Origin of the sequence: Marinobacter lipolyticus SM19 (genome assembly GCF_000397065.2) — a bacterium.
Lineage (GTDB): Bacteria > Pseudomonadota > Gammaproteobacteria > Pseudomonadales > Oleiphilaceae > Marinobacter > Marinobacter lipolyticus.
In genome coordinates, this window is sequence record NZ_KE007327.1 from 183,896 (window position 1) to 209,787 (window position 25,892).

Consider the following 25,892-nt stretch of genomic DNA (forward strand, 5'->3'; position numbering starts at 1 on the left):
CCGTGACCGTTTCCGGGGAGCTGGTGGAATTATCGGATTCCCTGTCCGCCCCGCTTGCGGACTTCCTTCGTCATCTGTCCTCGGAAACGCGACACTCTCCCCGCACCTGTAACAGTTACCAGCAGGATCTGACACGATTTGGCGCCTGGTTAATGACACGGCAGGTTGCTGACTGGGCCGACGTCACCAGCCACGACATGCGCCGTTATGTGGCTTGGCTTAGCCGTGGGGGGCTGAGTGGTCGTAGTATTGCCAGGCATCTTTCAGCCATCCGTCGTTGCTACCAGTATCTTCTGCGGGAAAAGCGGGTCCGGGATAATCCGGCTGTGGATATCCGTGCGCCAAAATCCGGCCGCCGGCTGCCGAAAGTGGCCGATGTGGATCAACTTAACCATCTGCTGGACGCTGCCCCCGACGACCCCCTGGAAGTCCGTGATCTGAGCATGTTCGAATTGATGTATTCCTCGGGCTTGCGATTGTCGGAGCTGGCCGGACTGAACCTGGACTCGGTGGATTGCCGGGGTGGAGAAATCCGCGTATTGGGAAAAGGCAACAAGGAGCGTGTGCTGCCGGTGGGGCGCAAAGCCCTGAAGGCCCTGAGTGCGTGGATGGCGGTTCGTCCCGGACTGGCAACGGAGTCAGAGCAGGCCCTGTTTGTCAGTCAGCGGGGTGGGCGTCTCAGCAATCGCAGTATTCAGTCCCGCCTGAGCCGCTGGGGGGTGGTCAAGGGTGCTGATCAGAGGCTGAATCCGCACATGCTTCGTCATTCATTTGCCAGTCATCTGCTGGAATCCAGTGGTGACCTGCGTGCGGTTCAGGAATTGTTGGGTCATGCGGACATATCCACCACTCAGGTCTATACTCACCTTGACTTCCAGCATTTGGCTCGCGTGTATGACCAGAGTCATCCACGGGCCCGCCGCCGAGATGAGCGAGACAGGGATGATACCTGGCCAGTTCACGCAGACCCTTGAAAGGTTTGAACGTTCATTATCAGGAGAGCCCAATGGTTTCGGATCGGTCCTGGAAGGACAAGTACCTTCAGGAACTTGAATCATCAGAACAACGGGAGCAACAGTGGAAAGCGGAACGGAATTCCCTCGAGCGGATGCTGGTGCGCACCTGTCTTGCCTCAGAAGGGCAGGCCCCCGACCTTGACCGATTGCTGATTCGGGTACGCAAGGATCTGCGTAAGGGTAATCTGGATATCGAAAAATGGCGCTCTCTCCAGGAGCAGATTGATCGCCAGGTCGCGCTTCTGGATGATTCACCGCAATCCAGGCCGGGTAATGGCCGGTCATATCAACCCGGAAAAGCTGTCGATGCTCCTCCCCAATCTGAGTCTTCCTCGGCCGTTACTGTGGGTGATGAAAATGACCTGGCGACCATTCATGCCCAGAGACTGAGGATTGCCCGGCGGGTCGGGCAATTGTTGGGCCAGATGATATACCAGGTCGCTCTCGAGCCGGCTGCTGAAGCCAGGGCTCGCCGACTTCAGAAATCACTATTGGAAAGTGACAGCTGGGACGTGTTGAGAGAGGGCCTCAACAGTGTTGCTGATCTTGTTATTGCCGCGATTACCCGTGGTCAAAGAGAATTTGAGGCATTTCTCAAGAAGCTCGATGAGCGGTTGGGTTCCCTGCGGCAGCATTTCCAGAATCAATCCAGTGCCCAGGAAGGGCGAATGGACGCGTCCAGGCAACTGGATCGCGAAATACGGCGAGAACTGGAAACGTTCGGTCGTCAGATCGATTCTGTTGGTGAGCTTAAGGAACTGAAACTTTCCGTGACGAGGCATCTGGAGACAATTGGCGGTGTGGTTGAGCGTTTCCGGGACCAGGAGTCAGAACGGGAGAAGAGTTATTCGCGGCAGTTGGAATTGATGGAGGAAAAGCTGGCTGCGGTGGAGGCAAACTCAGAGCAAATGAGAGAACAGATTCGGGAAGAACGGGCAAAAGCACTGACCGATCTGTTAACCCAGTTGCCCAATCGTGAGGCCTGGCAGGAGCGCCTGGGTTTCGAATACAGTCGCTGGCAGCGGTATCGTCATCCGGTGACAATTGCGGTGCTGGATATCGACCTGTTCAAACGGGTGAATGATTCATACGGACACAAGGCCGGTGACCGGGTCCTTCAGATGGTGGCGAGGGAGTGTCAGCAGCGGCTCAGAACCACAGATTTCATTTCCCGTTTTGGTGGTGAAGAATTTGTTTTGTTGTTGCCCGAAACCCCAGCGGAAGATGCGAAACGTGTGCTTGACGATCTGCGGGGTCACATTGCTGCCCTGCCATTTCATTTTCAGGGTGAGCCCGTAACGATCACCTTTTCTGCTGGCGTTGCCACCCTCGAGGATGGTGATACTGAAGAAACGCTATTTGATCGGGCGGACAAGGCGTTGTACGCCGCCAAGGACGCAGGCAGGAACCAGGTCCGCCTCTCGGTTGACTGTGAGGGCCTCAGTGCCGCATCCGGGCATCAAGCTCGTCAATGATTTCAGCCCAGTCTGAATCGTCTTCCAGTCCTTCCTCCAGAAACTGGGCCTGACTGTCCGACCAGAACGGCGCATCCTGCAGCGCAACTTCCGAAGGGAGCGGTGAATACCTGACGATAAAGTCCTCGATGCTGTCACTGTCAGCGGCCAGTCCAAGTTGTTGAAACAGTGTGCTGAATGTGTGTTTGCTGGTGTCCATCGCTGTCGTCTCCTTGCTTTGCTTACACTTGAATGAAATCCGGGAGATTTGCAGGTATTGTTCTGAGGCTTCTTTAAACTTTAGCGGAACCGTTGAGGATATCCAGTGAAGGCCGCCTTGCAGGGTTTGTTGTTTATAGTGTGTATTGTGACGGCGACGCCATTGCTGGCGGACCCTCCGCAGCTGTCGCCGGCTCCTGTTCTCGGTGCGAAGGATCTGGATTGGTTATCAACACAAGATGGCTTCCAGGTAGGGCTCTCCGGTGGTCAGATACCTCTGGCCTTTGATACCGGGGAGGGCGTCCTGGCTGGTATTTACATTGATTACCTGGAGCGTTTGTCAGACAAGCTTGGGGTGGAGATCGTACCAGTTCCCGCCAGCACGACAGCGATAGCGGCGCAATTGGGTGCCGGAGAGTTGGATGCCCGGCTGGTGGCTCGCGGTCCGCGGCAGCCCGATCCTGAAGGTCGCACTGCGACAGAGCCGCTGATGTCCCTGACTTACGGTTTGTTTGTCAGTGCCGGGGATGCCGGTATTCGAACGATGTCGGATCTGGAGGACAGTCGGATCGCCTTGATCGCCGAAGACAGTAACCAGTACCTGTTACTGGACCCGGTGGACAGCTTCACTCCGGTTCCCGTGGCGAGTATCGGTGAAGCCGTCAGTATGGTGCTCTCTGGTCGGGCCGATGCGTTTCTTGGTCCGGTTCCCGTGGTTTCTGATTACTTGCAGTCGGCGATGATTAACGGCATCGGGCTCGCCCTGTTGCTGGACCAGCAACCGGTTGATGTCGTACTGGAGGTCGACTCTGACAACGAGCAATTGCTATGGGTTCTCAATCAGGCTGTGGAAGCGATCAGCCATAGCGAGCATCGCACCATCCGGCAGTCATGGCTGCAGGCGGACCGGCCAGTCGCGATCGACAACGGCATCACACTTTCCAGTAACGAAAAGGACTGGCTGAAGCGAAACCCCAATTTGCGAGTCGCGTTTCGTGACGATTGGCCACCGTTCGAGTTTACCCAGGATGGTCGGTCCTCAGGCCTGGTGCCGGACCTGGTATCCCGGCTGGAGAGCCAGTTGAATGTCCGTTTTCACCGTGAGGAAACGTCGGACATCATCGAGGCGGAAAAACAGCTTCAGGACGGCGCGGTGGACATACTACCGGCCTTCAACCGAACCCCACGACGCAGTAACGACTTCCTGTTTACCCGCACATACCTCACCGTACCGGTTGCCCTGGTTATTCGTGACGATGGACGATTCATCGGCGACCTTCGGGAGCTTCGATCCGAGCGGGTAGGGGTGGTGAACCGTCATGCTGCTCACGACTTTCTGCTGATCAACCATCCGGATCTTGACCTGTACCCGATGGAAAGTGTCGAAGAAGGGCTGCTGTCACTGTCCAACGGTGATCTGGATGTCATGGTGACCCACATCCCCGCAGTGAGCTATACGGTGGCGCGCCTGGGGCTGTCGAACCTGCGAATCACCAGTATCACCCCCTATCAGTATGAGTTGAGCCTGGCGGTCAGCAAGGACAGGCCGGAGCTCCAGCGTATTCTCAATAAAGCCCTGGGAAGCCTGGACGCTGCGGAAACCGAAGCTATATACAATCGCTGGATCCATCTGGATATTGAGCAGGAAACCGATTACACCGTAGTGCGTCGGGTGGTCGGCATCGCCCTGGTGGTGGTGCTCATATTTCTCTACTGGAACCGCAAGCTCTCAAGAGAGGTGGATGAGCGGATACGATCCGAGAATGCGCTGCGCCGCAGTGAGGATGAACTCAGGGCGGCCAAGCTCGAGGCGGAGCGGTTGGCGCGGGAAGCGGAGGCCGCCAGCCTTACCAAGAGTGAATTCCTTGCCAACATGTCCCATGAAATTCGCACACCTATGAATGCCGTCATCGGCTACAGCGATCTGCTGAGCGACAGCGTGACGGATCCCCAGCAACGCAACTACCTCGATGCCATACGGGCGGGCAGCCGCAGTCTGCTGATGCTGATTAATGACATTCTCGACCTTTCCAGGATCGAGGCAGGAAAGATGAGGCTCGATTACTCCGCTGTTTCCGTACGACGGCTGCTGGATGACGTCCGCCATATTTTCGACCTGCGGGCGCGGGAGCAGGGCATTACCCTGGAAGTGAGTGTGGATTCGAAAATGCCCTCGGCAATGATGCTCGACGAAACCCGACTGCGCCAGGTGTTGTTCAATCTGGTTGGAAATGCCATCAAGTTCACTCATGAGGGGGGCGTAAGAGTACGAGCCACTGCGAAGTCGGTTCCCGGGCAGAAATCAGATGATGACGGCAGGAAACTCTACCGGCTGGAGGTTACTGTGCGGGATACGGGAATCGGTATCCCGGCGGATCAGCTGGAGCGAATTTTTGATGCGTTTGAGCAACAGGAGGGGCAGAACAGTCGGCGCTATGGTGGTACTGGCCTGGGATTGGCAATCAGTCGGAAACTGGCACGGATGATGGGCGGCGAACTCACCGTGGAAAGTGAGCCGGCGCAGGGCTCAACGTTCATCGTGACACTGCCCGAGGTAGAGGCAACGGTTGAGCAGGCTGAAGATGAGGGCGAGCCGGAAGAGTCCGAACGTTTGCTGGCGCAGACTCTGAGCATGCAGGAGCGCGGCTGGCTGCGGGAGCAGTTGGCCCGTGATTTTGGCGATGAGTGGGAAATTGTCAGGGAAAGTGGTGACCCGGAGCAGATGCGCTACTTCGCGAAACGTGTACTGGCCTGGGGCGAACGTTTCCGTTCGCCTTCAGTGACCCGTTACGGTGAAAAACTGCTGGCCGATGTGGAAGCGTTCAATCTCGATGCGGTGAACAGCGCACTGGAAGCATTCCCCCGGCTGCTGGGTCGGGAGTAAATTTGGTTTACATGCAGTCAAACTGCGAGCGGCGGTCGAAGGCAACCGAAACCATGTCGTAACCGGAGTCGGACAAGGTCCGGATCAGGTCCCGATTCTTCAGTAACGCCATACAGACCTTATGAACACTGGCCTGCAGCTGTTCGTCGTCGGCGGAGGATGGAAAACGGAAATCCACGATCAGGTATTTGCGATCGACAGGGGCAGAGACCGGAATATCTTCCCGCTCCACGCTTTCGTAACCGATATAGGTCGGCTGCCCGTTGTTAAAGACATTGCTCATCAGCACGTCCAGATTTTCCGCCAGGGCAGGACGAATCGGGAGCAGTGATAGCAGGAAAACAGAGAAAAGAGTAAAGACTCGATTCATGGATGCCACTCCTTGGTGCCAGTCCGGATTCATTGTTACCAATTGTAAATTTAGGTTACTGGAGATTATCGCAGAGTCCGAGGGCGTTTGCGTACCAGGATGTGTGGATTTTTCAATTGTTTGCGACTTGGTTAAAAAGTATTCAGGTGGCCCCAGGTTTCCCCGGGGATCGTGGATCAACTATCATGTTGATAAACAGATTCAGCAAGAGGCAGATTGATGTTTCAGCTCGTCTTCAAGGGTGAATGCGCGCCGGGTATTGAAGTCGCTACCGCTCGCAATAATGCACGGACACTGTTCAAAGCCAGCGTTGAGCAGGTTGAGCGCATGTTCAGTGGCCAACCAGTCGTGATCCGTAACAAGCTTGAGGCGGAGCAGGCAGAAAAATACCGGGCCGTACTGGCGAAACACGGCATGATTGCCTATGTGCAGCCCATGCCGGGAGATGAGCCCGCAAGAGGTGGAACGCCTTCATCCCCACCGGCTCCGAAACCTGCACCTGCTGAACCTGCCCCCCAGCAGCCGGCAAAATCCGGCGGTGAGACACCGGCTGTCGAGCCCGGCGATCGGCTATCAGTAGCCGGGGACAAGGTGGATACCATTCTGGCGGGATCGGGACTATCGCTCGACCCGGTGGGGGTCACTCTGGCGGAGCATCAGGAGGTGGAAGCTCCGATGTTTCAGCATCTGGATGAGTGGACTCTGGCGCCCGCTGGCACGGATCTGGGTGTTGAGCGTGACCTGCCACCACCGATGGTACCCGATGTGTCACACCTGTCGCTGGCCGACGATGAAACGACCAAAAAACAGTGAATAGATAACAGGACCCCTCCCTTGCCAAGGATGCCTATCCTGCTGCTTGCTGCAGCCTGCATTGCTTTTTTTTCGTCCACCGTCACAGCGAAGCCGGCCGGGGATCGACCCAAGGTAGGGTTGGTGCTCAGTGGCGGCGGGGCCAAGGGCATGGCCCATGTCGGTGTGCTGAGAGTTCTGGAGGAAATGCGGATTCCAGTGGACCTGGTGGTGGGCACGAGTGCCGGGTCTGCGGTCGGGGCGCTCTATGCTTCCGGTATGCCGGTAGAGGAAATCGAACAACGCTTCATCGACCTCGACTGGGTATCCAGTTTTCGCGACGATCCGGGCCGAGCCTACAAGCCTGTCCGCCGTAAACAGGAAGACTGGCGCTTTCCGGTCGTGCCCGGGATTGGTGTGCGCCTGGATGGGCTTCACGTTGGTGGGGGTATTATCGCGGGTCAGAATCTCGGTTTTATTCTTAATGAGCTGACCCGCGACGCCGCTTTGGTAGAAGACTTTGATCAGCTGGCAATTCCTTTTCGTGCGGTGGCCACGGATCTCGAAACCGGTGAACAGGTGGTGCTTGGCAGTGGCAACCTGTCCGAGGCCATCCGTGCCAGCATGAGTATTCCCGGGGTGTATGCGCCAGTAAAACTCAATGGCCGCCTGCTGGTGGATGGTGGAATCGCCAACAACCTGCCGGTCACGGTTGCCCGCGATTTGGGCGCGGACATTGTGATTGCGGTAGATATTACGGATCCCTTGCTGAAAGCGGAGGATCTGCAGGAAGCCTTCTCGGTTGTCGGGCAACTGACGACGATGATGACGCGGATGAATACCGATGATCAACTGGCACGACTGGAAGAGCAGGATGTGCTGATTCGCCCCGATCTGGAAGGCCGGACGTCCGCTGATTTTTATGACGCGCCGATCCTGTTTGAACTGGGTGCGACCAGCGCCCGCTCCCACGCGTCCGAGTTGCGGCACCTGAATGTGTCTCACGAGCGCTGGACCCGGTTCCGGGAATCGATGAACAAGAGTGGATTGGCACCCGGTCACATCGCCCGTATTGAGGTGGATCACAATTCCCGGCTGGCCGGCGAGTTCCTGCGTTCCAGGATTCGACAGGAAACCGGCCAGCCTCTGGATGTCGATGCCCTTGAGGACGATCTCAAGCGGATTTATGGCCTTGGCTATTACGAAACGGTGTCCTATTCGCTGTCTCCCTCCTCCGAGGGAACAGTGCTGACGATTCAGGCACTGGAAAAATCCTGGGGACCGAATTACCTGGCTTTTGGCCTGAACTACGAAGACAACTTCGATGGTGAAACCCGCTTTAATGTCGGTGCAGCCTTGCGCATGACCGAGTTGAACGACCTCGGTGGAGAATGGCGGACTGGTGTGCAATTGGGGACCGAGCCCTATGTGCGCACGGAATGGTTTCAACCGCTGGATTATGGCTACGAGCGATACGTGATCACTGGTGCGGAATATTCCCGGAACAGCTTCAGTGTGTTTGGTGATGACGGTGAGCGTAACGCAGAAGTGGACGTTACCTCTCGTCAGTTTGACTTGGCATTAGGTATGGAATTGGGGGGCAATGGCGACGTCCGGTTTGGCTATTCCCGAGGGTATGCCACCGTGGATGAGCAAATTGGTGCGCCGGTGGCGCCTTCCGGCTCCATACACCAGGGCGGGCTTAATCTTCAGTTGGTACATGACTCCCTGAACGATAGCTTTTATCCTCAGTCTGGCGGGTTTGCGGGTATTCGTGGTCGGGTGGAACGAGAGAGCCTGGGCTCAGACCGACATTTTGACTCAGTGACCGGCATGGGGCTGGGTACTGGTAGCTGGCGCGGCTTCACCATGACCGGGCTGCTGTACGCCCACGCCGTTACCCGGGGGGAGCCGGGCATCGAGAATACGGTTCGCCTTGGCGGTTTCCGGCGACTGTCCGCCTATGCCCCGGGTGAAATTACCGGCGAAAACGCTGCAATGGCGTCACTGTTTGCCAGTCAGGAGTTTGGTGGTCCGCTGGTACCCTGGTTTGCCGGTATTGGCTTCGAGACGGGCAACGCCTGGGAATCGTTCGATGATGCCAGTTGGAGCAATACGGTCAGATCCTGGAGTGCGTTTGCCGGGGTCGATACCTTTCTGGGGCCGGTGCAGTTTGCGACGGCGTACAATAATGAGGATAACTGGACGGCTTACCTGAACATCGGCTTTTCATTCACCCAGTTGTTCTATTGAGTCTTTGTCCCAGTCAGGCGCCGCGGCGCGCCTGGTTGCTGGCCAGTGCCTCCAGGACCTGATGACACTGTTGTTCAGCATAACGCTTGAGGATGGTCGCCAGCCGGTCTTCGTCCCGATCCTTGATGGCCTGAATGGATTCTTCCATGTGGACCAGGTTGTCTTCCAATACCCGGTTGCCACCATTCTGGAAGGCCACGAAAGCGCAACGTTTGGCGGAGGGCCAGAGATCATCAATGGCGGATACGATAAAGTAGTTGTCTGCGTAAGCGAGGGAAGCCTGGGTGTATTCAATGCCCAGCTCCAGAAAGCGCATCAGGTCGTTGCGTTCGAAGTTCGCCCGCATCTGCCCGTAAAGGGATTCCAGCTTGTCCATGTCTGCCGGCTGCCACTGGCGCGCCAGTTTACGGCCTGTATGAGTCAGGTACAGCTCAAGGATCTCATAAAGGCTGCGAACGAAGTAATCGTCCAGCTCCGTAACAAACGCCCCTTTACGGGGAACGTTGCGGACCAGATGACGCTTTTCCAACAGCAATAACCCCTCCCGGATGGAGCCATGGCTGACGTCCATCTGTTTGGCCATTGCGCTCTCGTAGATGCGTTCGCCGGATCGTAGCTGGCCAAAGGCAATCAGGTTCTCAATATGGCGGGCAACCTGTTCGGTGAGGGGTTCTCGGGGCTTGAATGTTGTCATAGTCCTGCTTCGTTACTGCATGCCGGGCTCGGTTCCCTGAATACTCTCATATTCTTTCTGTGGGGGAAAATGCCTGGCTACAGTCTCGTTCAGAGCAACGGTGCGAGCAACCGCACAGCGCGACAGCCCAGGCGGAAAGCAATGGACCGGTCCTGGTAGTCGCTTTTGGTCATCAATCGCGAGTGCGACAGGTCCTCTTCCAGCATGGAGGTTACCTCGGTGACAAAGGTTTGCGAGGCGGTGATTGCGGTAATTTCAAAGTTCAGCCGCATGGATCGATTGTCCAGATTGGCGGTGCCTACGGCGGCGTAGCGGTCATCCACCAGGATGACCTTCTGATGCATGAAGCCCGGTTGGTAGCGATAGATGCCGACCCCCGCCTGGCATGCCTGTACAAGGTAGGAGTAGGCCGCAATCCTGATTAACCGATTGTCGGATTTCTCCGGAATGATGATGCGTACATCCACCCCTCTCAGGGCTGCCAATTGCAGGGCGTTCATGATCTGGAAGTCTGGCACGAAATACGGTGATGCGATCCAGATGCGGGTCCTGGCATTATTAATACAATTCAGGAAAAACAGTGCACAGGTTTCGTAAGTGTCCGCGGGGCCGGTCGGCAGGACCAGTACCTGGTGATCTCCGGAAGAAGCCAGGCTGGGATGCCAGTTAAGTTCGGGAAATTCACTGCTTGCCCAATTCCAGTCTTCCAGCCATGCCAGTTGCAGGCCGATGACCGCTGGCCCGATAATGCAGCAGTGGGTATCCCGCCAGGGCTCCTGATCCATGGCGGTACCGAGGTATTCGTCGCCGAGGTTAATGCCGCCAACGAAGCCGGTATTGCCGTCACAGACCAGTAACTTGCGGTGGTTTCGGAAATTGATCTGAAAGCGCCGGCGCCGGATGTTGCCTTTGCCAAAGGACGCAACCCGGGCTCCGGCGCTGTCGAGTTCTTTCAGATAGGTTCGGGGCAACCAGACGCTGCCGATATCGTCGTATAAGAGCCATACCTGCACACCTTCTCCCAACTTGCGTTTGAGGATGGACTTGATCCGTTGACCCACCTTGTCGGAACGGATGATGTAAAACTCCAACAGGATGTAATGGCGAGCATTTTCCATGGCATCGAAGAGCGCTTCGAAGGTGGCCTCGCCGTCTTTCAGCAGAGTGCAGTGGTTGTTGCTGGTAAAGGGCTGCCGACCCAGTTTGCACAGCACTTGCAGTTCATCGCCGAAAGGTTCGCTGTCCGGTTGTGACAGGGAGGTCGTTTGCTGTTCGAAGTAGTTCATCAAATCGGTCAGCGCGGCGTCACCCATTCGTCGGGCGCGGACATAGCCGCCAAAACGGCTGCGACCGAACAACAGGAACAGCGGCACGGCTACGTAGGGCAGGCCGATGAGTGAAATGATCCAGGCAATCGCGCCCTGGGTCGTCCGGTAAGTCAGCAGTATCCGGTAAACGCAGGACAGCGCGGCCAGATAGAGTAAGCCGACAGCGATGGCGATCAGGGACGTTTCGGGCATCGTTATTCCTGCATCTGGCCGGCCGCCTCTCCGGCATGGTGGCGGGCACGGTATTGCGCCGGGGCCATGCCGGTCCAGCGTTTGAAGGCACGGCTGAATGCGCTGAGTTCGGAAAAACCCAGCAGGAAGGCAATTTCTCCCAGGGCATACTGATCAGCCGCCACGTATCTCAGGGCCTTGTCCTTACGTACCTGTTCTACGAGGTCATGAAAACTCAGGCCTTCTTTCTTGAGTCGGCGGTAGAGGGTTTGCCGGCTCATGTGGCATTGCCGTGCCAGGGTGTCGGCGTCGATTTTTTCCGTCGACATCTGGCGTGAGATCAGGCGTCTCACCTTGCGACTGAAGGTGCGTCGGGTCTGCAGGCGTGCCAGCAGGGAATTGACCTGCCGCAACACCGCTGAATACACATAGGGATTTCGGTGAGGGATCGGATGACTCAAATGGCTGCTGCTGAACGCCAGGCGCGTGACAGCGCAGCCAAACGTGACGGGGCCGCCCAGTAGCTGCTCGTATTCGCTTGCGTAACGCGGCCGGGGATGAGCGATTTCTGCCCATTCCGCGCTGATACCGGGATGAATAAAATGCCGGGTGCGGCAGAGCGCAGCCGCCAGGGTACGGTCCATATCCTGCCGACAGTAATGGCCGGGGCTGTCGGGCTGCCAGGTGAGAATCGCCTGTTCACCGGTCTGCTCGAAACTGAGGATCACGGACTCGTTGATCAGCCGGTGTAGTCGTACATATTGAGTAACCGCTTCACCCAGTGTGTCGCAGTTGAAAAAGACGTGTCCGACCAGTCCCATGCGTTCCGGATCGACCACCTGTCCGGCATGGAGACCGACGCCAGGGTCCCCGGTCACCTGTTCGGCATACTCCCAGAGCCGATAGTGAATGTCGGCCGGTACCCTCAGGTCCGGGTCCTGAAGCGCTTCCAGGGTCATGCCAGTGATCGCTTCGATCCGCACTCGGTCCAATACGCCCCGGCAATCCAGATAGTGCACCAGGGCGAGCGTGCTGGAGGCGGCTACCAGAGGTGTTGTCGGTGTTTCAGCCGGAACTGCGTTCACTTTGATTTATTCCTGTTGTTAACAGCTTTTCATGTTCGCTGATACAAAATGTCAAGCGGATGGGACAGCCTGTCAACGGTTTGTCACACCAACAACGATAGCATTAAGTCATCAGGTTGGAGCAATGGAAAGGCATTATAGAGGAGGAGATGATTATGGAACGCGAGATCTTCGTGCCCCATAACGAACGTGAACGCCAGAACTGCGAGGCGCTCGCGGAGTACCTGAACAGCATCTTCTATTGCTGATCGGGCAAATCGTACGCTATTGACCATTGAACCGGGGGATCTCCCCCGGTTTTTTTATGCCTGCAGACACCGAGGCCGTCTTCGGCCTTGCTCCTTTTCCCGGCAATGGTAATGTATCCCGCTGACTTCAGAGAATGAACCGATCCGGAGAACAACGTTCATGAGTGTTGAGCTGAACCATCGTATTACTGGCGAAGGCGCCCCCCTGATTATTCTGCATGGATTGTTCGGATCCATGGATAACCTCGGCGGTATTACCCGGCGCCTGCAGGATGAGTGGCAGGTCCATGCCCTGGATCAGCGCAACCATGGCAACTCCCCTCATACCGAGACCATGGATTATCCGGCAATGGCGGCGGACGTGATCGCCTATATGGACGCCCAGGGGCTGGACAAGGCCGCTATTCTTGGCCACTCCATGGGCGGCAAGACTGCCATGCAAGTGGCACTGGCAGCACCGGAACGGGTGGACAGGGTGATCGTGGCGGACATCGCCCCGGTTAACTACAAGCCTCGGCACGATAACATTCTGGACGGGCTGACCTCTCTTGACCTGGCTGCCGTCAAAACCCGTCAGGATGCAGACAGACTGTTGGCGGAGTATGTCGAGACGCCTCAGGTTCGTCAGTTCCTGCTGAAAAATCTGGTTCGGGTTCCCGAGGGCGAGCAGAAACCGGGAGAGGGCCTGTATCGCTGGCGCCTGAATCTGCCGGTCATTGAGGCCAGTTATCCGAAACTGGCGCTGGCTCCGGAAGGCGATGGCCCCTATAACGGTCCGGTACTGTTCCTCAAGGGGGAGGACTCAGCCTATATACAGGACAAGCACTGGGATGACATTCGTCGTTTGTTTCCATCCGCGGAACTTCAAATCATCGAAGGCACAGGCCACTGGTTGCATGCGGAGAAACCTGACGCATTTGAGGCGTTGTGTCGGGCCTTCCTGAACCAGTGAACCCGGCCCGGGCAATGGTGTAGCCGCGCCCGCGTCTCTGCTAAGGTTACGTCATTGTTTCTGAAAGGGGCGAATGTCTGTATGAAGTGGCTGCTGGGTCTTTTGCTGATTGTATTTGTGCTGTTGGGGGGCTTCCTGCTGTCTCCGTCTCCCGTCGACAGCAAAGCCTGGAAAGCCCCCGCACCACCGGCAATGACCGGGAAACTCGCCCCCAATGAGCTGTTGCGACTGTCCGACTTGCTCGCTCGCGGCCAGGTGTACGGGCCGGAAGATACCACTGTGGATGCCAACGGTGTGCTGTACACCGGTACCCAGGACGGCAAAATTGTCCGGGTTTGGCCGGATGGTCGGGTCGAGGAATGGCTGGAAACCGGTGGTCGTCCCCTCGGGCTGGTATTCGACGACAAGGGGCGCCTGATTGTGGCCGATGCCTGGAAAGGCTTATTGTCGATCGCCCCGGACAAGTCCGTCACCCTGCTGTCGAGGGAATCGGAGGGAACGCCGTTCCGGTTCACCGATGATGTGGATATCGCCCCGGATGGCCGCATCTATTTCACCGACGCCAGTTCCCGTTTCGAGCAACCGGATTATGTGCTGGATTTGCTGGAAATGCGTCCCCATGGGCGTCTGCTCCGTTATGATCCCCGTACCGGAAAAACGGAAACCCTGTTGAGAAACCTGCACTTCGCCAACGGCGTGGCGGTGTCTCCGGAAGGGGACTATGTGCTGGTCAATGAAACCTGGAAATACCGTATCCTGAGATACTGGATCCATGGCCCCAGGGCGGGGCAGGCAGAGGTTTTCGCCGATAATCTGCCGGGCTTCCCGGACAACCTCGCCGTGGATCAGGCCGGGCGATACTGGGTGGCCTTTCCGACGCTTCGTAACCCTCAGGTGGATTCCATGCACCGTCAGCCCTGGTTGAAAGACCTGGTGGCCAAGCTGCCGGAAAGCTTCCACCCGAAACCGCAGGAATATGGGCTGGTGCTGGCCTTTGACGCCAAGGGGAAAGTGATTACAAGTCTCCACGACACCCGGGGAACGCACCTGCAGGAAATTACCTCGGTTAATCCGCACGGCGGCAACCTATACTTTGGTTCACTTCACAACGACCGCATTGGCCGGCTACCGTTGCGGGCCATTCCGGGCATGGGAGAACGGGAGCAATGACCGACAAGGACCAGATGATTGAATGGGACCGGGCGTCCCCTTTTACCATGGATATCCTGGTAAAGAATGAAGACACCGATCGCCTCGGTCACGCCAATAACGTGGTTTATGTCCGCTGGCTGGAAGACGTCAGTTGGGCGCACATCGAAAGTCTGGGCATGACCTGGGAGTTGCATGAGGCCACCGGAAAAGCCATGGCCATTACCCGTACCGAGATAGATTATCTTGCTTCGGCCAATGCAGGGGATCGGCTGATTCTGGGCACCTGGCTGACTGGGTACGATGGCCGGTTCCGTTCCTCGCGACAGTTCCAGTTGGTGCGTGTTGCCGATGGCAAGACTCTGGTGCGGGCGATGTCCACTCATGCCTGCGTAGATATGAAATCCCAGCGCCCTTCCCGAGCCCCGAAAGAGTTTGCCGAAATACTGGGCAGTGCCGTGGTATCTGGTGGCAAGGGCCTGACGCTGGATTGAGTCACCTTGCGCGTCAACTTCTGCTAGTCTGAACAGAAGCCTGTTTGCCGTTACCATCGTTGTTCGGAGAGCCTCATGGAAAACGCCGTCGATCAGATTTCCGAATCCTCCATGTGCCATGTGATCTACGATCGCTTTGGTGACCGTGATGTATTACAAGTGGTCACCTCAGAGGTTCCCGCCCCAGACAGTGGGCAGGTGCTGATCCGCATTCATGGTGCGGGTCTTAATCCCATTGACTGGAAAACCCGCAAGGGGCTGGGGTTTGCTGCGCGACAGATCGAGCATTCGCTGCCCTGGACTCCGGGTTATGACGTGGCCGGTGAAGTCGTTGCCGTGGCGGACGACGTGACGACCCTGGCGGCAGGGGACCGCGTCATGGGCATGATTGGCTTCCCGGCAACGGGGGGAGGTTATGCGCAATATACCCTGGCGGCGGCGGACGAGTTGGCCATTGTCCCAGAAGAGCTTGACCTGGTGACCGCAGGTGCGTTGCCGTTAGCGGCACTGACGGCGTGGCAGGCCCTGTTCGAAGTAGCCAAGCTGGAGTCGGGGCAGAAGATCCTGATACATGCCGGCGCCGGTGGTGTCGGGCACTTTGCGGTTCAGTTTGCCCTGGAGCGGGGGGCTCACGTGGTCGCGACCGCATCGGCCGGAAACCGTGATTTCCTGGCGGAACTGGGTGTCCACGAAGTGATTGATTATCGCACCACAGACGTTGCCGAGGAGTGCTACGGTCTGGACGTGGTGCTGGATCTGGTCGGCGGTGAGGCTGGTAAGCGTTCCCTGCACACGCTCGGTGAGCATGGTGTGCTGGTGACCATTCCCACGGTCACCGCAGACGAGATCATCAGTGCCGCAGAAGAGTTGGGGCTGCGGGCCCATGGCATGACCGTCCGCCCGGATGTATTTCACCTGGATGAGATCGCGGAGTTGATCGAGGACGGTGACGTCAAGGTTCATATCGAGCAGGCTTTTCCGCTGGCCCGGGTGGCCGACGCCCACGAGTTGCTCGAGGGCGGCCACGTGCGCGGCAAGCTGGTACTCGATTGCCGCTGATATCCCGAGGTTCCTTTACTTCTGGGCGGTGACACCGTCCGGAAGCTCTCCCTCGACTTTTTCTGCCTGTTCTTCCCTTTCCTTGCGCTCTTTCGGGGCCTGTGCAGGTACCAGACTGACCAGGATCCAGTCATTATCTGGCTTGATGAGGTCCATATCCAGTACCGGCGACACGCGCCCCTTGCTGTCAAAGACAAACAGCACGAGCGCCTGGCGGTGGTACTTCTCCAGGAAGTCCTCGTAGCTGAACTCATCACTGAGCTGGGTGGTTTTAACGGTGTAGCCCTGACTCGCCAGACTCGCGAGCTTGGCGTAGCTGACGCCATCAAACAGGCCTCGGGTCATCTGGATTTTCTCAGCAGTCTGGTGTCGGGCTTTCTGCTCGGGATCGCCTTCCGCCAGGGTAAACACCGAATCTTTTCCGAACCAATCCAGGAAGTGGTAGGTGGCCAGCGAGTTCATGTGCTTGTATGGGGAAATGACCAGCAGGTTGCCAATGCCGGTGAGATCCAGGTGGGTAGAGGCATGCTCCGACACCGGGTTGCCGAAATACACCGGGAGATTATTCATCCGTGCCTGCCGGATGTTTTCCCAGTTGGTGTCGGCCAGGGTCACCGGTACTTCGTACTTCTTCAGGGCAATCGCGATCATCCGGGCAACCGGGTTGGCTCCAAGAATCAGGAAGCCGAACTCGGCTGGCTCTGCAACCTTCAGCAGTTTCGCCAACGGCCGGGCTGTCAGGCTCTGGAGCGTAACGGTCGCGATGATCAGCATGAAGACCAGCGGTACCAGTGTGCCGGCACTCTCATAACCCAGTTTCTGCAACTGGAAGGCAAACAGCGCGGAGACCGCCGCCGCAACGATACCCCGCGGGGCTATCCAGCTCAGGAACAGTTTGTCCCGCCAGTTCAGGCTGGTGCCAATCGCTGACAGGAAGATGCTCACCGGGCGAGCTACCAGCATCAGCACGGCCAGTACCGCGACCAGTCCCCAGCCCAGATCGGCAATGGCGGAAAACTCCACCCGCGCCGCCAGAATGATAAACAGGGCCGAGATCAGCAGCACACTGAGAGATTCCTTGAACTCCAGGATGCTGTCGATGGGTACCTGCTTCATGTTCGCCATCCAGATGCCCATGACGGTGACCGTCAGCAGCCCTGACTCATGGGCCATCACATTGGAAAGAGCGTACACGCCCAACATGAAGGTCAGCGTGCCGGCGTTGTGCAGGTACTGGGGGATGAGGTGTTTTCTCAGCGCCAGACCATTCAGGTAGCCTGCAACCGCGCCAATGAGGAAGCCTACCGCCAGGGTCTTGCCGAAAATATACAGCGAGTGTCCGAATACATTGCCCTGGCCCCAGGACACAATGCCCTCAAACACCAGCACCGCCAGCAGGGCCCCCACCGGGTCGATGATGATGCCTTCCCAACGCAGGATATTGGCCAGTTTGGCGTCCGGTCGAACGGATCTCAGGAGTGGGGCGATCACCGTGGGGCCGGTGACAATAGAGATGGCACCAAAGAGCAGCGCAACCTCCCAGGACACCTCAAGTAGCCAGCGTGCCGACAGCGTACCGATGAGACAGGTAACAACGGAGCCGACCGGAATCAGGTTGCGCACCATCTTGCCGTGGCCGCGGATTTCCTCGTAGCGCAGGGTCAGGCTGCCCTCAAAGAGAATGATGGCAACGGACAGGGATATAAGCGGGAACAGCAGGTCGCCAAATACTACTTCCGGAGCCAGGAAGCCCAACCAGGGGCCTGCGGCAATACCGCCCGCCAGAAGAAAGAGAATGGCGGGCATGCGGACGCGCCAGGCGAGCCACTGACAGAACAGCGAAAGAACGCCGATACTTGCGAGAAGCAGAACAGTGCTTACGGGCATAATGACTTCAGATCCATTGAGTTATGAGTTGGCGCGTCGTGCGATCCGATTGAGTAGCCGCGAGGCTGCAAAAAAACCGAAACTGGCGGTCACCGGGCTGGCTGCTCCGAAGCCGGAAGCGCAGTCCAGCCGGACCGGGCCCTCGGTAACGGGCTTCTGAAGGCAGACCTCACCATCACCGGCAGGATACGTCAGCTGTTCCAGTGAGTACACGGCTTCGATACCGAACCGCCGCTTGGGGTTGCGGGAAAAACCGTACTCCCGGCGCAACATGTTACGAACCTTGGCCAATAATGGATCCTGAGTGGTCTTGCTGAGATCGGCAACCCGGATCTGGGTCGGGTCCATCTGGCCGCCGGCACCACCGGCACAAATCACAGGAATCTTGCGCCGCTGGCAGAAGGCAATCAGTGCAGCTTTGGCCTTGACGCTGTCGATGGCATCCACGACACCGGTGATCTCAGGAGTGATCAGGTCGCCGACATTTTTGAGCGTCAGGAAACCGAAATGGACGCGAATGTCTGCCTGGGGATTGATCGCTTTCAGCCTTGCTGCCATGGCATCGGTCTTGGTGTAGCCGTACTGACCTTCGAGAGCATGAAGCTGGCGATTGGTGTTGGATACGCAGATATCGTCCATATCGATCAGGGTAATAGCGCCGACACCTGAGCGAGCCAGGGCTTCCGCCGCCCACGAGCCGACACCGCCCAGCCCGACGATGGCTATATGTGACTGGCGGAAGGCTTCCAGGGCGCGACGGCCATACAGGCGCTCAATCCCGCCAAAGCGGAAACCGTAGTCGTCAGGGGTCATGGGAAGTCTCCGGTGGTATCAGGGACGGAGATTGTAACGCAAGCAAAGGGAGGGATAAAAAAAAGCCACGCGGGGCGTGGCTTACAAGCAAGTGTTCAACCCAAAGGGGAGTTGAACAGGACTAGTTCAGAGACACTAATCAACCCGCTTAGTATCTATCTTCGGGCGGACTATCTGAAGGTCAAAGCCTGACAACTGTCGGTCATTTCCGGCCATGGAGCTGTTTTCGCTGTGTCAGGCAGCCCAATGGTCGTCGGAGAACGCCATTAATGCGTCTTTTCCACCTTTAATATCCTTGAGCAGCCAGTGCACTTCCGGTAGCAGTTTCTCGAAGTAGAAGCGGGCGGATATCTTTTTACTCTCCAGCAGGGGTTTGTTTCCCTCACCTGCCATCAACTGCTGGTTGGCTACCGCTGCCATGCGGGACCAGAGGTAGGCTATGACAGTGAGCGCCATTACCCGAAGATACGGCGTTGCTGCCGCGCCTGCCTGCTCGGGATCTTTGGGCGCATGGTCGGCCAGCCACAGGGTCGCTTCCTCCAGAGCCTTGATTGCGTCCGTGAGTTCCTCTCGGTGAGGGGCTTCTGGATTATCCTTGAGGTAGGTCGCCAGCACCCCGAACAGCGTTCGCACCAGTTGACCGCCTTTCAGGCTGAGTTTTCGGCCAACAAGATCCATGGCCTGGATGCCGTTTGTACCCTCGTATATGCGTGCAATACGTCCATCACGGACCAGTTGCTCCAGTGGCCAATCGGTTGTGAAGCCGGCACCACCCAGTACCTGCAGTCCGATGTTGGCATTATTGAAGCCTTCGTCGGTCAGGAATGCCTTAACCACGGGGGTCAGGAGTTGTACCAGATCATCGGCCGATTCACGGGTAGCGTCGTCCGGGTGAGCCACTGAGAGGTCCAGCTGATGGCCGGTAAACAGAGCCAGAGCGCGCATGCCCTCATTGAGCACTTTCTGGCGCATCAGCATGCGGCGTACATCCGGATGCACAATAATGGGGTCGGCGGGGCCATTCGGGTTTGCCGGGCCACTGAGGGACCGGCTTTGCAAGCGTTCACGGGCAAAGCCCAAGCTTTCCTGATAGGCCATTTCGGCGAGGCCCAGGCCTTGCATGCCAACCATCAGGCGGGCTTCGTTCATCATGGTGAACATGGCATGCATGCCCTTGTTGGGTTCGCCGACCAACCATCCCTTTGCGCCTTCAAAGTTCATCACACAGGTGGCGGAGCCTTTGATACCCATCTTGTGTTCGAGTCCGCCGCAGGATGCCGGATTGCGCTCCCCGGATTGAGGCAGGATCTTGGGCACTACAAACAGAGAAATACCTTTCGTGGTATCGGGTGCGCCAGGCAGTTTGGCCAGCACGAGGTGAACAATGTTGTCGGTCAGATCGTGTTCACCGCCTGTAATCCAGATCTTGGTCCCTTCAATGGCATAACTGCCGTCGTTGTTGGGGGTGGCACGGGTGCGGATCAGGCCGAGATCGGTACCACACTGGGGTTCGGTCAGGCACATGGTGCCGGTCCACTCGCCGGAGATCAGTTTTTCCAGGTAGGTCCGCTTCAACTCATCGGAACCATGGGCGTGAAGGGCGCTGATAGCGCCGTGGGTCAGCCCGGGATACATGCCGAGAGACAGATTGGTGGAGCACACTATTTCGTCGACAATAAACTTGAGGGTGTGGGGCAGGCCCTGGCCGCCAAACTCAAGCGGGGCGTCCAGAGCCGTCCAGCCGCCCTCCACGAATGCCCGGTAAGCTTCCTTGAAGCCAGCCGGAGTTGTGACCGACCTGGATTCGGCATCGTAGCTGCAGCCCTCCCGGTCTCCCGCTTTATTGGTCGGCTGAATCACCTCTGCCGCCAGTTTACCAGCCTCATCAATGACTGCTGTCATCAGGTCCGGGGTAGCATCGGAGTACTTTTCCAGCTCATGGAGCCTGTCGGCACCCAATACATCAAACAACAGAAAGCGGAGGTCATTCGCTGGAGCCTGGTATTGCATGGAGGTCTCTCCTCAACTCAACACAGATCGTTATGTTGTGCACCCTGTTTGCGCCGAAATCCGGCGTAGGCAGGCGCGCTTGGGTAATGCCAGAGTTCATACGGCTGTTTGAATGGAGCGGTTCACCCGAAGCGGGCGTCTGATAGCGAAAGGATTCATATCGACTGTATTGATTTTTTCAATGACACTTCAGCTGAGGTGAGAGTGACAAGGAGGGGATTGCTTTCAGAGTGGGGGCGAGCTTCAGGGAAAGTGAGGCCGGGGTGTGAACGCCCCGGGCCTGTTGTGTTTTGTTCAGCGAATGAACGGATTGAGCAGTCTGGTAAAGGTGCCGGTTAATTTCACCGGTGCGCTGAGTACGGACAAGGTTATGCAGTCCTCACACCCAACCGCTACTGGTTTGTGTTCATCCTGTTCATTAAGAACCACGAAATCCCACTGGTTGAAGACGCCTTTCTGGTCGGCAAACGCCCCCTGCAGAACGATGGTGGTTTCTTCGCCTTTGTGGGTGTGGATGGGCGCCTTGCCCCCGGCTGCCAGTTTCTGCAGGACAACCTGTTCGTGCTGGCCCGGGAAGCGTTCGGAGATATCCAGGACACTGACATCCCCCAGTTGGCGCTTCCAGGGCAGGCTGTTGAGGTCGTCCCCCAGCAGTTTCTGCAGCGGACTGGTCTTGACACTGACCCGGGCCATGACTTCATTTTCGTCGCTGTCACTGTCAATGCGAGCCAGGATGCTGTCGAACATGCTTTCGCTCACATCGGCCTTGGGCTGGTTCTCCATCATGACCGCTCCCAGGCTGTCCAGCGTGTCGACCCGGCTTTGGCAGTGCGGGCACTTATCCAGATGCAGCCGGATGCACAGGGCATGGGGCTCGGTTAGGTTGCCGGCGCTATATTCCATCAGCGTCAGGCTGTCGGGATGGTGCCGTGTCATACGTTCTGATCCTGCAAAATCACTTTCAACTTGTTCAACGCCAGGCGCACCCGGCTTTTCACCGTGCCAAGGGGGATGTTCAGTTCGTCAGCCACCATCTGGTGGGACTTGTTTTCCATGTACACCTTGGCAATGACGGTGATCTGTTCCTCCGGCAGGTGACTCAGGGATTCCCGAATTCGCCGCTCGGACATGAGGCGGTGTAGGGACGTCACTGGTTCGTCCTCATTCTCGCCCGGAATTTGCCACAGATCTTCTGTTTCCACCGGCATTTCCACGCTGAGACGTTTCATCTTCCGCAGCATATCGATGCGCTGGTTACGGGCGATGGTGAAAATCCAGGTCGAAGCTGCAGCCTTGCGCCAGTCATACAGGCAAGAGCGCCGCCAGATGGAAACAAACACCTCCTGCACCAGTTCTTCCGCATGGCTGGCCATGCCATTGGCCATGGCGTAGTACTTGATCTGTGGGCCAAAATGCTCGAACAGCGCATGATACGCTTGGCGATCCTGGTGTTTGCCCACTTTCTCCAGCAACTGGCTCCAGGGGTCCTTGCGGCCCTCGAGGCGAGCGGGCTTTTGATCCAGTGTCGTCACCGGACGCTCCTTGACTGTTGCATGGTTTGAACTGGTCCTGGTCATTATTCTATGCACTCGTCGAGGGTTTGTCAGTTTCCTGATATACGGCAGAATCGGTACTGCAGATCAGTTCCGCGCGCAAAATCTTCAGGTGCTCTCGACTGTGACCAGGTGACGTTATTCCTCCAGGTAGGTGTATCCCTCCAGCCCGTTCCTGAGCTCGCCGAGCAGTTGGCTTTGCTCGTCTGCAGGCAGATGGCTGGCCTCAAACTGGCGCTGATAGGATTGCAGCAGTGCCGCCGGTTCAAAATTCACGTAGCGCAGTACCTTCGCGACGGTATCGCCGGTGGTTGCGTCACTGACGGTGTATTCTCCTGCATCATTACCGTGCACATCGACCGAATGAGTGTCGCCGAACAGGTTGTGCATGTCACCGAGGATTTCCTGGTAGGCGCCGGTCATGAAGAACCCCATCAGCAGGGGGGCTCCGGGCTTTTCCTCCGGCAGGGGCAAGGTGGTTTCCACCCCCTGACCGTCCACGTACCGATCTATCCGTCCGTCGGAGTCGCAGGTAATGTCCTGGATCACAGCACGGCGGGTCAGGGGACGGTTGAGCCCATTGATGGGCATGACCGGGAAGATCTGATCTATACCCCAGACATCGGGCAAAGACTGGAACAGGGAGAAATTTACGAACAACTTTTCGGCGAGCTTTTCGTTCAGCTCATCAATGATTTCCCGGTGTGCCCGATTGGCGGTGTCCAGCTGGGATCTCAGCAACCGGCAACAGCTGGTGTACAACGTTTCCGCATTTGCCCGCTCGTTGAGTGATAGCAGGCCGTGAGCAAACTGGGCGTGGACATCGGCCATGGCGTGGAGTACGTCATGGTAGATTTCCGCCAGGGAGCGGGGGGTGTTGTCATCTTTCAGGCTTTGCAAATCACGCCACAGATCCTGCAGCGGGGCAGCTGCATCTGCTGCCGGTTGAGTGGCCGCGCGTGCATCCGGCGTTTCCTGGTCAATGACGTTGGTGACCAATACTGAATGGTGGGCTGTGAGTGCCCGACCGGATTCGCTGATCAGGTCCGGGTGGGGGATGCCGGCACGGTCACACTCCGCCTGCAGTACATGGACAACGTTGTAGGCATACTCATAGACGCTGTAATTCATTGAACAGCTGCTGCGTGAGCGCGTGCCCTCGTAATCCACGCCCAGCCCGCCACCGATATCCACGGTGCCAACGGGGGCGCCCATCTTGCGCAGCTCACTGTAGAATCGTGCACATTCTTTCAGGCCGGTCTGGATGTCGCGGATATTGGCTATCTGGGAGCCCAGGTGAAAGTGCAGCAATTGGAGGGCATCCAGTGCGTCCGCGTCGCGGAGCGTTGCCACGACATCCAGGACCTGGCTGGCGGACAGGCCGAACTTGGACTTTTCACCTCCGGTATTCTGCCAGTTGCCCTTGCCAATAGTGGCAAGACGGGCCCGTACGCCAATCAGCGGCGACACGCCAAGGTTCCGGGATTCTTCCAGAATCAGCGGCAGCTCGGACTGCTTTTCCACCACAATGAACACCCGGTGCCCCAGTTTCTGTCCAATCAGCGCAAGGCGGACGTATTCGCGATCCTTGTAGCCGTTGCAGACAATCACCGATCCCGGTTGGCCAGACATTGCCAATACCGCCATTAATTCCGGTTTGCTGCCCGCTTCCAGGCCGATCTGGTTGTTGCTTGCGGCTGGCTCCGCCCGCAGTAATTCCTCGACCACGCGCCGCTGCTGGTTGACCTTGATTGGATAAACCGCGGTGTATTGGCCCCTGTAACCCTGTTCCTGAGCGACCTTGTTGAACGCCCCGCACAGTTTGTTGACCCGGTCGTGAAGGATATCGATAAAACGAATCAGTACCGGTAGTTGAATGCCCCGGGCGGTCAGGGTGCGTGTCAGTTGCAACAGGTTTATGCCGGTTCCCGTGGCATCACCACGGCCCCGATCCGGCCGTATGAGCACCTCGCCACGGTCATTGACGTCAATATAGCCATCGCTCCAGTGGGCGATGTTGTACACCTTGTGGGCGGTGTTTGCGGTGGCCTGGGTCATTGCGGTCGTCCTGTACTGATGTCGTGCCGGAGGAATGCCGGCTTCTGGCGGTCATTGTATGGATTACTCCGTCCCGCTAAAAGAACCGCTTGTGGAAAATACGTGGGTGGCCATCGGCTATAGTGCTTTAGCTGACGGGCTGTCAGACCTACAATACCCGCTATATGAAACTGGCTCGCTGAGCAACACGAGGGACACATCATGACGGTATTGAACGAAAACTGGTTTACCGAAGTATTCCAGGATCAGGGAACCGCGTTTTCCCTGCAGGTAAAGAAAAAACTGCACGAAGAACAGAGCGACTTCCAGAAGCTGGAGATCTATGAGACGGAAACCTTCGGAAACCTCATGGTTCTTGATGGCTGCGTGATGCTGACCAGCCGGGATAATTTTCTCTACCATGAGATGATGACCCACCCGGCCCTGTTTACCCATCGTGATCCGAAAAAAGTGGTGATCGTGGGTGGTGGTGACTGCGGCACATTGAAAGAGGTGCTCAAGCATCCCGGCGTTGAGGAAGCCTGGCAGGTGGAGATTGACGAGCGGGTGACCCGGCTGTCGGAGAAGTATTTCCCGGAACTCTGTGATTCCAACGATGACCCGCGCGCCAACTTCTTCTTCGGTGACGGAATCCAGTGGATGCGGGATGTAGAGCCCAACAGCATCGACGTGATCATCATCGACAGCACCGATCCCGTGGGTCCGGCGGAAGGCCTGTTTGCCCTCGATTTCTACCGGGACGCGCTGCTGGCGTTGCGGGACGGCGGCATTCTTGTCCAGCAGAGCGAATCACCCTTGCTGCACACCGATACCATTATCAAGACCATGCACGAGGACATGCGCAAGGCCGGTTTTGATCATGTCCAGACGCTGCCGTTCCCACAGCCGGTGTACCCGACGGGCTGGTGGAGCTGCACCATGGCAGGCAAAGAAAAGCCGGTGCAATACTTCCGCGAGGAAGACGCTGAGCAGCGTCCGTTCGTGACCCGCTATTACAATGTCGGCACGCATCACGGTGCCCTGGCCATGCCCCAGTTCATGGTGGATGCGCTGGAGGATCGAGTGATTCCTGGCGAGGCCTGATGGATTTCGCATTTCGGCAAATGTTGGCTACACTGCAAAAGTGATCAGTAATTGATCGATGATAGCCGTTCGGTAGTAGCTGGAGAGTAAGATATGGATGTTAGAAGAGGTGAGCAGGAACGAAACTGGTTCCGCAGTGATCGGTTTACCACAATCAATGGTCAGTGGTTCTTTCAGACCCGGGAAGGGACCTTTGAAGGGCCTTTTGACAGTGTGAATGAGGCACAGATGGAGCTGATGCTTTTTCTGCGCCATTCGGAAGACGATATATTCCGAAATGCGATTTAACCCCTGATTGGACTATAAACAAAAGGGGGGGG

22 protein-coding genes are annotated in these 25,892 nt (G+C 57.2%); 11 read left to right on the forward strand and 11 right to left on the reverse strand.

Features of this window, described 5'->3' with window-relative positions; translation table 11 throughout:
• Positions 1-2: 2 nt before the first annotated feature.
• Both xerC and MARLIPOL_RS15430 read left to right on the forward strand, forming a co-directional pair.
• Positions 3-974 carry a tyrosine recombinase XerC gene (xerC, locus tag MARLIPOL_RS15425; RefSeq protein ID WP_012139218.1) on the forward strand — a complete coding sequence of 324 codons (972 nt, stop codon included), beginning with the start codon at positions 3-5 and terminating at the stop codon, positions 972-974.
• A gap of 32 nt (positions 975-1,006) precedes the next feature.
• Entirely contained in the window at positions 1,007-2,491 is a 1,485-nt protein-coding gene (locus MARLIPOL_RS15430; protein ID WP_012139219.1) for a GGDEF domain-containing protein, read from the forward strand.
• On the opposite strand, the gene MARLIPOL_RS15435 is transcribed toward MARLIPOL_RS15430, so the two are convergent.
• On the reverse strand, positions 2,457-2,690 hold the full coding sequence (locus MARLIPOL_RS15435; protein ID WP_012139220.1) for a DUF2789 domain-containing protein: 234 nt from the start codon (positions 2,688-2,690) through the stop codon (positions 2,457-2,459). The genes MARLIPOL_RS15430 and MARLIPOL_RS15435 overlap by 35 nt on opposite strands.
• Positions 2,691-2,795: 105 nt before the next feature.
• On the opposite strand from MARLIPOL_RS15435, the gene MARLIPOL_RS15440 reads away from it, so the two are divergent.
• Positions 2,796-5,573: an ATP-binding protein gene (locus MARLIPOL_RS15440; protein WP_012139221.1), complete on the forward strand. Its 2,778-nt coding sequence runs from the start codon at positions 2,796-2,798 to the stop codon at positions 5,571-5,573.
• A 7-nt stretch (positions 5,574-5,580) separates the two neighbouring features.
• Here MARLIPOL_RS15440 and MARLIPOL_RS15445 read toward each other — a convergent pair whose 3' ends face one another.
• Positions 5,581-5,856, reverse strand: a complete 276-nt coding sequence (locus tag MARLIPOL_RS15445) for a hypothetical protein (RefSeq protein ID WP_407638104.1) — start codon at positions 5,854-5,856, stop codon at positions 5,581-5,583.
• Between the two features lie 306 nt (positions 5,857-6,162).
• Here MARLIPOL_RS15445 and MARLIPOL_RS15455 point away from each other — a divergent pair, with 306 nt between their 5' ends.
• Together MARLIPOL_RS15455 and MARLIPOL_RS15460 are read left to right on the forward strand one after the other, a co-directional pair.
• Positions 6,163-6,756: a hypothetical protein gene (locus tag MARLIPOL_RS15455; protein ID WP_012139223.1), complete on the forward strand. Its 594-nt coding sequence runs from the start codon at positions 6,163-6,165 to the stop codon at positions 6,754-6,756.
• A 150-nt stretch (positions 6,757-6,906) separates the two neighbouring features.
• Positions 6,907-8,988, forward strand: coding sequence for a patatin-like phospholipase family protein (locus MARLIPOL_RS15460; RefSeq protein ID WP_407638105.1), 2,082 nt, complete (start codon positions 6,907-6,909; stop codon positions 8,986-8,988).
• Positions 8,989-9,001: 13 nt separating this feature from the next.
• On the opposite strand, the gene MARLIPOL_RS15465 is transcribed toward MARLIPOL_RS15460, so the two are convergent.
• The 3 genes from MARLIPOL_RS15465 to MARLIPOL_RS15475 form a co-directional block, all read right to left on the reverse strand.
• Positions 9,002-9,682 carry a GntR family transcriptional regulator gene (locus tag MARLIPOL_RS15465; RefSeq protein WP_012139225.1) on the reverse strand — a complete coding sequence of 227 codons (681 nt, stop codon included), beginning with the start codon at positions 9,680-9,682 and terminating at the stop codon, positions 9,002-9,004.
• 89 nt (positions 9,683-9,771) lie between these two features.
• Positions 9,772-11,202, reverse strand: coding sequence for a cardiolipin synthase (gene cls / locus MARLIPOL_RS15470; protein WP_012139226.1), 1,431 nt, complete (start codon positions 11,200-11,202; stop codon positions 9,772-9,774).
• Positions 11,203-11,204: 2 nt separating this feature from the next.
• The gene (locus MARLIPOL_RS15475; protein ID WP_012139227.1) at positions 11,205-12,266 is read right to left on the reverse strand and encodes an AraC family transcriptional regulator; all 1,062 of its coding nucleotides are present in this window, start codon (positions 12,264-12,266) and stop codon (positions 11,205-11,207) included.
• Positions 12,267-12,674: 408 nt separating this feature from the next.
• Between MARLIPOL_RS15475 and MARLIPOL_RS15480 the strand changes: the two genes are divergently transcribed.
• From MARLIPOL_RS15480 to MARLIPOL_RS15495, 4 genes are all read left to right on the forward strand, one after another.
• On the forward strand, positions 12,675-13,466 hold the full coding sequence (locus tag MARLIPOL_RS15480; RefSeq protein ID WP_012139229.1) for an alpha/beta fold hydrolase: 792 nt from the start codon (positions 12,675-12,677) through the stop codon (positions 13,464-13,466).
• A gap of 81 nt (positions 13,467-13,547) precedes the next feature.
• Complete coding sequence (locus MARLIPOL_RS15485) at positions 13,548-14,636, forward strand: SMP-30/gluconolactonase/LRE family protein (protein ID WP_012139230.1); 1,089 nt, start codon at positions 13,548-13,550, stop codon at positions 14,634-14,636.
• A complete protein-coding gene (locus MARLIPOL_RS15490; RefSeq protein WP_012139231.1) occupies positions 14,633-15,109 on the forward strand; it encodes an acyl-CoA thioesterase in 477 nt (158 codons plus the stop codon). Before MARLIPOL_RS15485 ends, MARLIPOL_RS15490 begins: the two co-directional genes overlap by 4 nt.
• 75 nt (positions 15,110-15,184) lie before the next feature.
• Entirely contained in the window at positions 15,185-16,168 is a 984-nt protein-coding gene (locus tag MARLIPOL_RS15495) for an NADP-dependent oxidoreductase (protein ID WP_012139232.1), read from the forward strand.
• A gap of 15 nt (positions 16,169-16,183) precedes the next feature.
• Here MARLIPOL_RS15495 and MARLIPOL_RS15500 read toward each other — a convergent pair whose 3' ends face one another.
• The 6 genes from MARLIPOL_RS15500 to speA all read right to left on the reverse strand — a co-directional run bounded on the left by MARLIPOL_RS15500 (position 16,184) and on the right by speA (position 24,489).
• Complete coding sequence (locus MARLIPOL_RS15500; RefSeq protein ID WP_012139234.1) at positions 16,184-18,055, reverse strand: cation:proton antiporter; 1,872 nt, start codon at positions 18,053-18,055, stop codon at positions 16,184-16,186.
• 21 nt (positions 18,056-18,076) lie between these two features.
• The gene (tcdA, locus tag MARLIPOL_RS15505; protein ID WP_012139235.1) at positions 18,077-18,868 is read right to left on the reverse strand and encodes a tRNA cyclic N6-threonylcarbamoyladenosine(37) synthase TcdA; all 792 of its coding nucleotides are present in this window, start codon (positions 18,866-18,868) and stop codon (positions 18,077-18,079) included.
• A 234-nt stretch (positions 18,869-19,102) separates the two neighbouring features.
• Positions 19,103-20,878 carry an acyl-CoA dehydrogenase C-terminal domain-containing protein gene (locus tag MARLIPOL_RS15510; protein ID WP_012139236.1) on the reverse strand — a complete coding sequence of 592 codons (1,776 nt, stop codon included), beginning with the start codon at positions 20,876-20,878 and terminating at the stop codon, positions 19,103-19,105.
• Positions 20,879-21,172: 294 nt separating this feature from the next.
• On the reverse strand, positions 21,173-21,814 hold the full coding sequence (locus MARLIPOL_RS15515) for a ChrR family anti-sigma-E factor (protein ID WP_012139237.1): 642 nt from the start codon (positions 21,812-21,814) through the stop codon (positions 21,173-21,175).
• Positions 21,811-22,410, reverse strand: coding sequence for a sigma-70 family RNA polymerase sigma factor (locus MARLIPOL_RS15520; protein ID WP_012139238.1), 600 nt, complete (start codon positions 22,408-22,410; stop codon positions 21,811-21,813). The genes MARLIPOL_RS15515 and MARLIPOL_RS15520 overlap by 4 nt, the downstream gene beginning before the upstream one ends.
• A gap of 159 nt (positions 22,411-22,569) precedes the next feature.
• Positions 22,570-24,489, reverse strand: coding sequence for a biosynthetic arginine decarboxylase (speA, locus tag MARLIPOL_RS15525; protein ID WP_012139239.1), 1,920 nt, complete (start codon positions 24,487-24,489; stop codon positions 22,570-22,572).
• 201 nt (positions 24,490-24,690) lie between these two features.
• Here speA and speE point away from each other — a divergent pair, with 201 nt between their 5' ends.
• Entirely contained in the window at positions 24,691-25,572 is an 882-nt protein-coding gene (gene speE / locus MARLIPOL_RS15530) for a polyamine aminopropyltransferase (protein WP_012139240.1), read from the forward strand.
• 93 nt (positions 25,573-25,665) lie between these two features.
• Complete coding sequence (locus MARLIPOL_RS15535) at positions 25,666-25,860, forward strand: DUF6316 family protein (RefSeq protein WP_012139241.1); 195 nt, start codon at positions 25,666-25,668, stop codon at positions 25,858-25,860.
• Positions 25,861-25,892 lie beyond the last annotated feature (32 nt).